Origin of the sequence: Kitasatospora sp. NPDC057223 (assembly GCF_042669755.1) — a bacterium.
In the GTDB taxonomy this organism is placed as follows: domain Bacteria; phylum Actinomycetota; class Actinomycetes; order Streptomycetales; family Streptomycetaceae; genus Kitasatospora.
This window is the reverse complement of sequence record NZ_JBHUWW010000192.1, coordinates 1-11,879: the sequence shown is the minus strand read 5'-3', so window position 1 is coordinate 11,879 and position 11,879 is coordinate 1. Positions and strand designations below refer to the sequence as shown.

Sequence of the window (11,879 nt, the reverse complement as noted above, 5' to 3'; positions counted from 1 at the left end):
GGGTCACGGCAGGCCGTTCTGGGCTCCGCGCAGGCCCTACTTCAGGCCGTTGTCCAGCGCGGTCATCAGGGTGCCGGTGGGGGTGTCACCGGACATCTCCCAGATCATGCTGCCGAGCAGGCCCTTGGACTTGAGGTAGGCCGTCTTCTGGCCGATCGACCAGGCGTCGTCGAAGGTCCACCACTGGCCGCCGGCGCCGGTGTAGCCGTACGTCGAGACCGACTGGGTGTCGTGGTAGACGGTCAGGTTCGGGACGCTGGTGATCAGGTTCTGGTAGCCCCTGGTGCCGGCCTCCTCGGCGAACTGGCCCGGCGCCGCACCCGTCGCCGTCTGCCACTCGCCGTTCGCGCCGCCGGCCGCGACACCCTGCCAGCCGCGTCCGTAGAACGGGAACCCGATGGTGAGCTTGCGCGGGTTCACCCCGGCGGTCAGGTAGGTCTGGACGGCGGAGTCCACGCTGAAGTGGAAGTTGTACGGGTCCTGGGTGTCGCCGTAGAGGTTGGCCTGGTCGCCGGTGCGGTTCGGCTCCCAGGAGTTGTCGCTGCCGGCGCCGTGGAAGTCGTAGCCCTGGATGTTGGCGATGTCCAGCGAGCCGAAGATCTTCGAGAGGTCCCAGCCCTGGCTGATCTTCACCGGGTCGGCGGGCGTGAAGGCGGTCAGCAGCTTGTGCGAGCCGCCGAGCGCGTCGAGCTGCTTGCGGAACTCGGCCAGCAGCAGGGTCAGGTTGTCCTTGTCGGCCGCGCTGTAGTGGTTGCCGGCGTGCCCGTCGGGCGAGCCGGGCCACTCCCAGTCGAGGTCGATGCCGTCGAAGATGCCCGCCGCCGTACCGGGGCCGCCGGCGCCGGCGTACAGCGGCAGGTTGCCCTTGATCCAGATGTCCAGGCAGGACGAGACGAGCTTCTTGCGCGAGGCGTCGGTCGCCGCAGCGTCGGAGAAGTACTTGGAGTACGTCCAGCCGCCGAGCGAGACCACGACCTTCAGGTTCGGGTACTTGGCCTTGAGCTTCCTCAGCTGGTTCAGGTTGCCGCGCAGCGGTGCCCAGCCGTCGTCGGCGACCCCGTCGACGGACTGCGCCGCGCTCATCGGCCGTGCGTAGTCGGCGTCCGCGTCCCCCGCGCCCGTCCCCTGGTCCGGGTCCTGCGGGTTGGCGGTGGTGCCCTTGGTGACGCCGGCCAGGCAGGTCAGGTTGACCGGGTCGATGTTCTCGAAGGCGTAGTTGATGACGTCGAGCTTGGCGGCGCTGCCCGAGGTGTCCAGGTTCTTCACGAAGTACTGCCGGCCGTAGATGCCCCACTGGGCGAAGTACCCGACCCTGGCGTACTTGCCGGGGCCGACCAGGTCGCCGGTGGAGACCGCCAGCGCGTTGGACGCGGGGGAGGCGTTGTCGGCGGGGTCGCGGGCCTTCACCGTGAACGTGTAGGCGGTGGACGGCGAGAGCCCGCCGACCGTCGCGGCCAGCGTGGTGCCCGGGACGGTCTGCACCAGGACGCCGCCCTGGTAGACGTCGTAGGCGGAGATCCGCTGGTTGTCGGTCGCCGCCGTCCAGGCCAGGGCGACCGAGGCCGAGGTGACGGCGGTGCTGTGCAGCGCGGTCGGCGCGGTCGGCACGACGGTGTCGGTCGCCGGGTCGACGGTGGAGGCGGTGACGGCCGCGCTCTGCGGGCCGGTGTTGCCCCGGGTGTCCTTGGCGCGGACGGCCAGGGTGTACGAGGTCGCGGGGGTCAGCCCGGAGACCAGGACGCCCGTCGAGGTCGAGGTCGCCAGCACGGCCGAGCCGTTGACGACCTCGTAGGAGGCGACCGGGAAGTCCCCGGCGGTGGCGGCCGGCCAGCTCAGCGCGAGCGTGTGCGCGGTCGACTCCGTCACCTTCGGGGTGCCCGGCGCCGTCGGCAGGACGTCCGCACTCCCGTCGCACTTGTCGCCGTTGATCCGGCAGCCGGTCGGCGCGCCGATCGGGCCGGCCGCCACGAACCAGAAGCTGTACGGCTCGGTGGTGCCGTGCGCGGCCACGCTCGCGTTGTAGTAGGCGTTCTTCGCGGTGACGTGGCGCCCGTTGACGGTGGCGTCGCCGTTGTAGCTGCCGCTGACGGTCACCCCGGCCGGGAGGTCGAACTCCAGGGTCCAGCCGGAGACGGCGGCGGCGTTGTCGTTGTGGACGATGTACGAGCCCTTCCACCAGGAGCCGTTGTCGGCGCTGGTGAAGACGGCGGTGAGCTTCCCGGCGGCGTGGGCCGGGGCGGCGAGGACGGTGATCGCGGCCAGCGGGAGCAGCAGGGCGGTGAGCAGGCTGAGCAGCCTGCTGCGCACTGTGCGGCGGCGGGGCCGGTGCGGTGCGGACATGGTTCTCCCTGTGGCAGTGGGGTTGGACAGGGTGGTACCGAACCTTGCGCGGTGTACGTCAGGTGGTGCGCCTCGGGCCGGGCGACCCGCACGGCGGGGTGCATCGCCGCACCCGGGCGCTCGTGCGTGGCCGACCGATGCCCCCGCAGGTGGGGGTGGGGGCATGGGAACTGTAGGAGGACTGGACCAATGCGTCAACAGGTCCATACCACTTAGGAGTTGATGATCTATCGGCGGGGCTGCGCCCCGGGCGGCCGACCGGGGCCTGACAGCTCGTCACCGAGCACGCTGCGCGCGTACACCACCGAGCGGCCGTGCCGGGCCCGGGTCACCAGCCGGGTGTCGAACAGCACGGCCAGGTGCTGGCTCACCGCACCGGGCGTCACGCCCAGCCGGCGGGCCAGTTCGGTGGTGGAGGCCGGCTCGGCCAGCAGGGCGAGCAGCCGCGCCTTCGGCGCGCCGAGCAGCAGCTCCAGCGCGCGCGGGCCGGGCGGGGCGGCGGGCGGGCCGGTCATGGTGGCCTGGCCGCGCGCCGGGTAGCTGATCATCGGCGGGTGGTCGTCGCTGATCGAGGTGATCGCGCCCCGGGCGAAGAACGTCGGCACCAGGACGAGCCCGCGCCCGTCCACGATCACCACCCCGTCCATGACGTCCCACTTGCGGCGGATCGCGAGGACGCCGTCCTCCCAGCGCAGCCGCCCGTCCAGCTCGGTGAAGAGCGCCGCCGCGCCCTGCTGGGCCAGCACCCGCGAGCGGTACAGCAGATCGGCCTCCAGCACCGCGCGGGCCCGTGGCCACCAGACGGGGGCCAGGCAGCGCTCCCAGTACTCCTCGATCGCGTCGGCGATCAGCGCCAGCAGCCGGGCCGGCTCGGCCAGCCCGGCGGCGAGCGGCGCGGGCACCACCCGGTCGTGCGGCAGGAAGGCCTGCTCCAGCTCGACCCGCAGCCGGCCCGGCGGGGTGGCCCGCAGCACCGCCAGCTCCGCGCGGAAGTCCGGCGCGGGGCTGTGCGGGCGCGGCGTCAGGAAGTCCGGCACCCAGCGGTTGGACGCGATCAGCGAGCGCAGCAGCTCCGCACAGCCGAGTGCCTCGAAGGCGGGGCGCAGTCGCTCGAACCCCGGGGTCTGCAGGGTGTAGACGCCGGGGTGGGTCCACATCCGGAGGCTGAGCACCGCCTCCTGCAGCGGCGAGTACGCGAACGAGGTGGCGGCCAGGTCGGCCAGGCCCAGCCGGAACCGGTGCATCGGCGGTCCCCCTGCTCAGCCGGACGTTTCAGGGTCAGCCTAAATCAGTTCTGCGCCCGCCGTGGCGCGCGGTGGGATCACGTCATGACCACCTCACCCGTCGGCACTCCGGCGCCGCCGCCCGCTGCCGTGCCCCCCGCCCGCGGCCCCGCCAGGCTGCTGCACCCCGACCCGATGGTCCGCCGGCTCGCCCGCCTCACCCTCGTCAACTGCGTCGGCAACGGGCTCTCGCTCGCCGTCGCGGTGCTGTTCTTCACCCGGGTGCTCGGCCTCTCCGCCGCGCAACTCGGCTTCGGCCTGACCGCCGCCGGGCTCTGTGGAGTCGCCGCGAGCATCCCGGCCGGCCGGGCCGCGGACCGCTGGGGAGTGCGCCGGGTGCTCGTCCTGCTGGTCGCCGTCGAGGCGGCCGGCACGGCGGCGTACGCCCTCGTGCACGGCTACGCCGCGTTCGTCGCGCTCGCCTGCGTGGTGGCCGCCGCAGACCGGGGCTCGTCCGCCGTGCGCAACGCGCTGTACGCCGAAGTCCTCCCGGCGGACCGCCGGGTGGCGGGGCGCGCGTACCTGCGGGTGGTCACCAACGTCGGCATGTGCCTGGGCACCGCGCTCGCCGCCGCCGCGCTCCAGATCGACACCCGCACCGCGTACCTGACGGCGATCCTGTGCGACGCCGCGTCGTTCGCGGTGGCCGCCGCGCTCTACGCCCGCGTCCCGGTGCCGGCCCGGGCCCGGGCCGGCACCGGCCGGAAGGCGGGTGGCCGGAACCCGGCGCTGCGCAACCGGCCGTTCCTCGTGGTGACGGCCCTGAACGCCGTGCTGTGCCTGCAGTTCGCCGTGCTGGAGGTGGGCGTACCGCTGTGGATCGTCAAGGAGACCGAGGCGCCGCGGATCGTGGTGGCCGGCACCATCGTGGTCAACACCGTGCTGGTGGTGGCCCTTCAGGTCCGGGCGACCCGGGGCACCGAGCGGCCCGGGGCGGCGGCCCGGGTGTGCGGCCGGGGCGGCCTGCTGCTGGCCGGTTCCAGTCTGGTGCTCGGGCTCGCCCACGGACTGCCGGCCGCGGCGGCGGCGGTCGTGGTGCTGGCCGGCGTCGCCCTGCAGGCCCTCGGCGAGGTGCTCAGCCAGGCGGGCGGCTGGGCGCTCGGCTTCGACCTCGCGGAGGAGGACGCCCACGGCGCCTACCAGGGGGTGTTCAGCGCGGGTTCGTCCGTCGCGATGATGCTCGGCCCGGCGCTGGTCAGCACCGTCGTGATCGGGTGCGGCCTGCTCGGCTGGGCCGCCCTCGGCGCGGTGTTCGGCGCCGCCGGCCTGGCGGTGGCCCCGGCCGTCCGGTGGGCCCGGCAGCGGGGCGGGGAGCCGGTGCCCGCCTGACCGGGGTGCCTCGCCAACAGGGCGTGAACAGTCTGGTAATGTTCACCACGTCGAAGAGAACGATCTTCGGTCAGGCGTCGGTGGTGCTACCGGAGCACGTCCTACTTTCAGTAGGAAGAGTCCGTTCAACCCGGGCCCGGCGCTCAAAATCCTCCACCCGGAGTGCGAAACGCACTCCGGGTGGAGGCGTTTCCGGCGCCTGTTCGGCGGCAGCCGACGAACGATCAGCGGCGGCTCCCGGCAGCCCCCCGCCCGCCGGCCGGTGCGACGCCCGCGACGGGCCCCCGGCGGTGCCCCGCTCGTGAAGGTCGAACGTGCCGCCCGGGGCGGCCCGCTGACCAGTGCTTTCCGTGGCGGACCCTGGCCCGCGGCGGTCCGGCGTGCCAGAGTCTGGTCCGAGCCAGTCCGACCCACCCTCAGCCGGAAAGCAGGCCACCGCGATGACCCGCGAAGCACCCCTGGTCCGCGTCACCACCAGCGACGCCGTCACGACCCTCGAACTCGACTCGCCGCACAACCGCAACGCCCTCTCCGCCCGCCTGATGGCCGAACTCACCGCCGGCCTCGCCGCGGCGGCGCAGGACCCGGCCGTGCGGGCCGTGGTGCTCGGCCACACCGGCAAGGTGTTCTGCGCGGGCGCCGACCTCTCCGAGGCCACCGGGGCCGACCCGACGGTCGGACCGCGCGGACTCGTCGACCTCCAACGGGCATTGGTGGACTGCCCGAAGCCGGTGATCGCCGCGATCGACGGCCACGTCCGGGCGGGCGGCCTCGGCCTCGTCGGCGCCGCCGACCTGGCCGTCGCCGGCCCCGCCGCCACCTTCGCCTTCACCGAAGTCCGGCTCGGGCTGGCGCCCGCCGTCATCTCGCTGCCGCTGCGCCCCAAACTCGAACCGCGCGCCGCCGCCCGCTACTACCTGACCGGCGAGACCTTCGACGCGGCCGAGGCGGCCCGGATCGGCCTGGTCACCGAGGCGGCGCAGGACGTCGAGGGCGCGCTGAAGTCGCTGCTCGCCTCGCTCCGGCTCGGCTCGCCGCAGGGCCTCGCCGAGTCCAAGCGGCTGGCCAACACCGAGGTGGTGCGCTCCTTCGAGCGGGACGCGGACGAGCTGGTCGCCCTCTCCGCCCGGCTGTTCGGCTCGGCCGAGGCGCAGGAGGGCATGCGGGCCTTCCTGGAGCGCCGCCCGGCACCCTGGGCGCAGTGACCGGACGGGCTGCGCCCCGCCCCGCCCGACGCCCGTCCGACGCCCGTCCGACGCCCGGCAGGGTCGCCGGTGGGACTCGGGTGTGACGTTCGACCCTCCGGGGCCGGGCGGGGCGTACGGGCCGGTAACGTGAGCGCATGCCGATCACCAGTTCGCTGTTCTCCACCGCCCGGGCCGGCGGCCGGCGCGCCGTCGGGCGGCTGGTGCACCGGGGCTGGCAGTGGGCGCAGCGGGCCGGCGCCGTCTCGAACGACAACCCCGGCCCGTACCGTTTCGGCAGCCTGGGGGACGGGACGAAGCTGGCGTTCCCGCTCGGCGCCGTCTTCAACGAGCAGTGGATCACCATCGGCCCGTTCTCGATCATCGGTGAGCGGGTCACGATCAGCGCGGGTTTCCTGCCGGGGCTCGACCTCGGCCCGGAGCCGATCGTCCGGATCGGCGGCGGCTGCGTGATCGGCCGGGACAGCCACATCGTCGGCCACCAGTCGATCGTGCTCGGCGACGACGTCTGGACCGGCCCCGGCGTCTACATCTCCGACCAGGCCCACGAGTACCGCGCCACCGATCTGCCGATCGGCAAGCAGTGGCCGCGCAACGAGCCGGTCGAGATCGGTGCGGGCAGCTGGATCGGCACCGGCGCGGTGATCCTGCCCGGTGCCCGGCTGGGCCGCAACGTGGTGGTCGCGGCCGGTTCGGTGGTGCGCGGCGACGTCCCCGACCACAGTGTGGTGGCCGGCGCCCCCGCGAAGGTGGTCCGCAGCTGGACGGCCGGCGAGGGCTGGCAGCCACCCTTCCGCACCGAGGCGCCGACCGCGATCCCGGAGGGCGTGACGGCGGAGCAGCTGCGGGCCCTGGTCGGCTGGGACCTGCGCCTGCCGGGGGAGAACGCGCCGTCCTGACCCGGCGCGGGTACTCCGATCCGGCTTCTTCAGCCCGCTGCCCGGAGGGTCACCACCGCGGTGCGGCCCGCCACCCGGAGCGGTTCCGGGCCGTCGTGCGGCCCCAGCAGGGCCGCGTCGAAGCGTCCGAGGGTGACACCGGACGCGGCGAGGGCGGCGCTCCCGTCGAGGCAGACCAGCAGGACCACGGCGCCGTCCGGCACCCCGATCTCCCGCGCGCCGTCGACGACCTCGACCTCGGCGGTCGACCGGCCGCGCCGCGTCATCACGTTGAAGTCCACCACGGGGCCGCCGAGCAGCCGGCAGCCGGTCTCGGCGTCGCCGGGGAAGGCGAACGGCCGGTACGGCTGCGCCAGCAGGTGCCGGGTACCGGCGACGGTGAGGGCCATGCCCGCGCCCTCGACCACGGTGATCACCCGGTCGACTCCCGCGAACACCGAGAACGGGCCGCCCTGCGCCACGTCGGCGAGGCTCACCCGCCAGTCGAAGTCGGCGAGCCCGGAGCCGGCCGGCGCGCCCGCGACCTCCCGGGTGACGCCGCCGCCGTTGAGCCAGGGCGTCGCGGCCCGGCCGGCCGCCCGCAGTACCCGTACCGTCATCGCTGCCACCCCGTCCCGTTCCGGCGCCCGTGTCGGCGTCCCGTTCCGGCGCCCGCTGCGTTGTCCCGCCGGGTTTCCCGCTCCGGCGTCCTGTTCCGGGGCCCGGCTGCGGCGGATGCCGTCACCAGGATGCTCCCACGTGCCCGTCCGGGCAGCCGCGCGCTGCCCGACCGGGCACGGCCGACTGCCCGGACGGGCGGTGTCGCGCGTCCGGGCAGGTGATGGGAGGGGTACCGGTCAGCCCGCGGTGCGGGCCGGGCGGCGGGTGCGGACGGCGAAGGGGAGGACGGCGGCCAGGGCCGCCGCGCCCGCGACCGTGGTGAGGGCGGCGGGCAGACCGGCCGCGTCGGCGAGGAAGCCGATCACGGGCGGGCCGATCAGCATGCCCGCGTAGCCGAGGGTGGAGGCGGTCGCCACGCCCTGCGGGCCGCCGACGGCGCCGGCCTGGGCGATGGCCAGCGGGAAGATGTTGGCGAGGCCGATGCCGACCAGGACGAACCCGCCGAGGGCGAGCACCACCGACGGTGCGAGGGAGGCCAGCAGCATCCCGGCGCAGGCGGTCAGCCCGCCGGCGGCGATCACCGTGGTCTGGCCGAGCCTGATGGAGAGCCAGGTGCCGCTGACCCGTCCGGCCGTCATCGCGAAGGCGTAGGCCGCGTACCCGGCGGCCGCCACGGCCGGGGTGGCGTGCACGTCGTCGGTGAGGTGCAGGGTCGCCCAGTCGGCGATGGCCCCCTCGCCGTAGGCGCAGAACATTGCGGTCAGGCCGAGCAGGACGACCAGGAAGGTGACGCCCGAGCCGCCCTGCACGCCCGGTGCGGCGGCCTTGGCAGAGCGCGCCGCGACCGGGGTGGCGGCGGCCGGGCTGCGCAGCAGGGCGGTACCGGCGGCGGCGGCGACCGCGAGGCCGAGGGCGCCGCTCAGGGCCAGCGCCCAGGCCGCGCTGATGCTGCTCGCGAGGAGCCCGCCGAGGCCGGCGCCGAGCAGGCCGCCCAGGCTGTACCCGGCGTGGAAGCTCGGCATGACGGGGCGCCGGAGCTCGGTGACCAGGTCGACGGCGGCGCTGTTCATGGCGACGTTGGCGGCGCCGTAGCCGGCCCCGAAGAGCAGCAGGACGGCGCCGAGCGAGAACACCGTGTGGGTGTGCGCGGGCAGCGGCACCGCGATGCTGACCAGTGCCACCGAGGCCACCGTGACGGGCCGCGAGCCGTACCGGACGCAGAGCCGGCCGACGACCGCCATGGTGGCCACGGCGCCGGCGGAGATGCAGAGCAGGGCGAGCCCGAGTGCGCTGTGGGTGGCGCTGACCTGGCCGCGGATGTCGGGGATGCGGACGACCCAGGCGGCGAAGAGGAAGCCGTCCATGGCGAAGAAGGCGGTGAGGGCGAGGCGGGCCGGCGACCAGGTGGTCGTCGGGCTGGGAGACTGGTAGGTGGCTTCCGACCGGGCGCGGGTTTTGTTTAGGAGCGGCACAAAGTAAGAATAGGGGTGTGCCGCACTCACCCACAAGCCCGATTCCCGCGCCGGACATCAGCCGCCGCCCCGCGCCCGATCGCGGACGCACGCTGCTCGGCCCGGCGCTCACCCTCATCCACACCGGGCAGACGCCCACCCGGTCCGCCCTCACCAAGGCGCTCGACGTCACCCGGGCCACCGCCGGAGCCGTCACCGGAGAGCTGGAGGCACTTGGGCTGATCACCGTCGACTCCCGCCCCGCCGGCGGCGGCCGCGGCCGGCCCTCGCACCGGCTGGCCGTCGACCCGGCCGGCCCGGTGGTCGTCGCGGGCCAGATCCACGCCGACGGGCTCAGCGTCGCCCTGGCAGGCCTCGGCGGACTCCTGGAGCCGCCCGTCCACCTGCCACTGCCCGCCGCCACCGACCCCGTCCGGATGCTGCGGGCCGTCGCCGAGACCGGCGCCGCGCTGGCCCGCGCCACCACCCGGCGCTGCCTCGGGGCCGCCCTCGCGCTGCCCAACCCGGTCACCGAACCGGACGGCACCGCGCTGGCGGCCCTGCACTTCGCCTGGCCGAGCGGCACCCCCGTCGCCGACCTGTACGACGTCGAGGTCCGCCGCGCCGACCACGGCCCGTACGCGCACCGGCCGCTGCCCAGCTCCGTCGCCAACGACGCCAACCTCGGCGCGCTCGCCGAGTACCGGCACGGCGCCGGGCGCGGTGCCCGCCACCTGCTGCTGGTGACCTCCGGGCACCGGGGCGTCGGCGGCGCGCTCGTCATCGACGGGAACCTGCACACCGGCAGCGCCGGGCTCGCCCTGGAGGTCGGCCACCTCACGGTCGACCCGCAGGGGCGGCTCTGCCAGTGCGGCAACCGGGGCTGCCTCAACTCCGAGACCGACCCGGACGCGCTGTTCGCCGCCGCCGGCCTCACCCCCGACCCGGCCCGGCCGCTGCTCGACCAGGCCCGCGAGCTGGCCCGCTCCGCCGCGCACGACCCGCGCGCCCGCGCCGCCGTCCACCACCTGATCGACCGCCTCGGCCTCGGCCTCGCCGGAGTGGCCAACATCCTGAACCCGGACCGGGTCGTCCTGAGCGGACTGCACCTCGACCTCTGGGAGGCCGACCCGGAACGCCTGCGCTCCGTCGTCGCCGAACGCTGCCTGTGGGGCCGCAGCGGCCGGGTGCCGATCGTCGGGGCCGCCCTCGACCACGGCGCCCTGGTCGGCGCGGCCGAACTCGCCTGGCGGCCGTACCTGGCCGACCCGCAGTCCGTGGTGGCCGGCTGACGAGGCGTCGAAGGAACCCGACGGGGCGCCGGGGGGGCGCGACGCCCCGGGAGGAGGGCTGACCACCTCCGGGGCCGGTTCGGCTCGTCGGGCGATGCGGCACGCGGCACGCGGCCCCGGACGGTGGGTACGGCGACGCGGCGCCGTGATTCGGCGACCCCTGGCGCGGCCGCTCCTGTCACGGCGGGGCCCCTGTCACAGCCGGCCCCTTTCACAGCGGGCCCCTTCCCGGCGGACATCGCGGATGCGGCCGGCCGGGTCGTCGGGGGAGCGACCCCGAGCCCGTCCTGAGTGCCGGACCGGTGTGCCCTGCAGTACCGACTCGAACCAAGTTTTTGCGTCTCAAGTCATCTTCTTGCGTAGGTGATCTTTGTTTTTGCGTAGCGTCCTGTAGGTTGGTTCCCGTGACGAAACGACTCTCCGAAGTTGCCAGGTTCGCCGGTGTCAGTGAGGCGACGGTCAGTCGCGTGCTGAACGGCCGGCCCGACGTGGCGCAGGCGACCCGGGACTCGGTGCTGACCGCACTCGACGTCTTCGGCTTCGAGCGGCCGGCCAAGCTGCGGGGCACCCGGGCGCCGCTGGTCGGCCTGGTGGTGCCGGACCTGCAGAACCCGGTCTTCCCGGCGTTCGCCGAGGCCCTCGCGGGGGCGCTCAACAAGCGCGGCCTGATCCCGGTGCTGTGCACCCGTACGGCGGACGGGGTCTCCGAGGCGCACTACATCCAGATGCTGCTGGAGCAGAACATCGGCGGCATCATCTTCGTCGGTTCCAGCTATGCGGACGCCGGCCCGGAACACGGCCGGGCGCTGCGGGAGCGGCGGGTGCCGATCGTGCTGATCAACGCGGCGGACGAGAACCTGGGTGTGCCCCAGGTGGCGGCGGACGACGCCGTCGCGGTCGAGCAGGCGCTCGTCCACCTGACGGCCCTGGGGCACCGGCGGATCGGCCTGGCGCTGGGCCCGGTCGGCCATGTCCCCTCCGCCCGCAAGCTTTCTGCGTACACCTCCTACTGGCATGCGCGGGGTGAGGGGCCGGAGTTCTGGCGGCCGCTGGTGGCCCATTCGATGTTCTCGATGGAGGGTGGCGGCATGGCGCTCGGCCGCCTGCTCGGGGAGGGGGTGACGGCGCTGGTGTGCGCGAGCGACGCGCTCGCCCTGGGGGCGATCCGGGCGGCCAGGCGGCGCGGGATCGCGGTGCCGGAGGAGCTCTCGGTGGTCGGGTTCGACGACTCGCTGTACATGTCGGTGACGGACCCGCCGCTGACCACGGCCCGCCAGCCGGTCCAGGCGATGGCGGCGGCGGCGATCGCCTCCCTGGTCTCGCAGATGGACGGACGGGAGACGGCCGAGGAGTCGATGCTGTTCGAGCCGGAGCTGATTGTCCGCAGCTCGACGGCTGTCTGCCGGGGGCACCGGGAGGCCTGAACCGCCCCCGGTGCGGGGGCTCCGTCCGAAGGGTGTGGCGCCAGGTCCGAAGGGAC

9 protein-coding genes are annotated in these 11,879 nt (G+C 74.6%); 5 read left to right on the top strand and 4 right to left on the bottom strand.

From position 1 onward, the window contains the following. Positions 1-36 precede the first annotated feature (36 nt). Entirely contained in the window at positions 37-2,340 is a 2,304-nt protein-coding gene (locus ACFUK0_RS37330; RefSeq protein WP_380257988.1) for a glycosyl hydrolase family 18 protein, read from the bottom strand. 227 nt (positions 2,341-2,567) lie between these two features. Next, the gene (locus ACFUK0_RS37325) at positions 2,568-3,584 is read right to left on the bottom strand and encodes an ArsR/SmtB family transcription factor (protein WP_380257986.1); all 1,017 of its coding nucleotides are present in this window, start codon (positions 3,582-3,584) and stop codon (positions 2,568-2,570) included. An 84-nt stretch (positions 3,585-3,668) separates the two neighbouring features. Between ACFUK0_RS37325 and ACFUK0_RS37320 the strand changes: the two genes are divergently transcribed. The 3 genes from ACFUK0_RS37320 (at position 3,669) to ACFUK0_RS37310 (ending at position 7,056) form a co-directional block, all read left to right on the top strand. Beyond that, positions 3,669-4,952, top strand: coding sequence for an MFS transporter (locus tag ACFUK0_RS37320; protein WP_380257984.1), 1,284 nt, complete (start codon positions 3,669-3,671; stop codon positions 4,950-4,952). A 440-nt stretch (positions 4,953-5,392) separates the two neighbouring features. Beyond that, positions 5,393-6,157, top strand: a complete 765-nt coding sequence (locus tag ACFUK0_RS37315; RefSeq protein WP_380257982.1) for an enoyl-CoA hydratase family protein — start codon at positions 5,393-5,395, stop codon at positions 6,155-6,157. Between the two features lie 137 nt (positions 6,158-6,294). Next, a complete protein-coding gene (locus tag ACFUK0_RS37310; protein WP_380257980.1) occupies positions 6,295-7,056 on the top strand; it encodes an acyltransferase in 762 nt (253 codons plus the stop codon). Between the two features lie 29 nt (positions 7,057-7,085). Here the strand turns inward: ACFUK0_RS37310 and ACFUK0_RS37305 are convergent, their stop codons facing one another. Beyond that, entirely contained in the window at positions 7,086-7,655 is a 570-nt protein-coding gene (locus ACFUK0_RS37305) for a HutD family protein (protein WP_380257978.1), read from the bottom strand. Between the two features lie 237 nt (positions 7,656-7,892). Then, positions 7,893-9,128 (bottom strand): MFS transporter, encoded by a 1,236-nt coding sequence (locus tag ACFUK0_RS37300; RefSeq protein ID WP_380257976.1) that lies wholly within the window; start codon positions 9,126-9,128, stop codon positions 7,893-7,895. Positions 9,129-9,145: 17 nt separating this feature from the next. Between ACFUK0_RS37300 and ACFUK0_RS37295 the strand changes: the two genes are divergently transcribed. Together ACFUK0_RS37295 and ACFUK0_RS37290 are read left to right on the top strand one after the other, a co-directional pair. Then, positions 9,146-10,399, top strand: coding sequence for an ROK family protein (locus tag ACFUK0_RS37295; protein WP_380257974.1), 1,254 nt, complete (start codon positions 9,146-9,148; stop codon positions 10,397-10,399). A gap of 404 nt (positions 10,400-10,803) precedes the next feature. Further along, a complete protein-coding gene (locus ACFUK0_RS37290; RefSeq protein ID WP_380257972.1) occupies positions 10,804-11,823 on the top strand; it encodes a LacI family DNA-binding transcriptional regulator in 1,020 nt (339 codons plus the stop codon). Positions 11,824-11,879: the final 56 nt, after the last annotated feature.

Bases quoted from the DNA above. Each gene is read 5' to 3' on its own strand.
- ACFUK0_RS37330 (WP_380257988.1), bottom strand. From the start codon at position 2,340: ATGTCCGCACCGCACCGGCCCCGCCGCCGCACAGTGCGCAGCAGGCTG.
- ACFUK0_RS37325 (WP_380257986.1), bottom strand. From the start codon at position 3,584: ATGCACCGGTTCCGGCTGGGCCTGGCCGACCTGGCCGCCACCTCGTTC.
- ACFUK0_RS37320 (WP_380257984.1), top strand. From the start codon at position 3,669: ATGACCACCTCACCCGTCGGCACTCCGGCGCCGCCGCCCGCTGCCGTG.
- ACFUK0_RS37315 (WP_380257982.1), top strand. From the start codon at position 5,393: ATGACCCGCGAAGCACCCCTGGTCCGCGTCACCACCAGCGACGCCGTC.
- ACFUK0_RS37310 (WP_380257980.1), top strand. From the start codon at position 6,295: ATGCCGATCACCAGTTCGCTGTTCTCCACCGCCCGGGCCGGCGGCCGG.
- ACFUK0_RS37305 (WP_380257978.1), bottom strand. From the start codon at position 7,655: ATGACGGTACGGGTACTGCGGGCGGCCGGCCGGGCCGCGACGCCCTGG.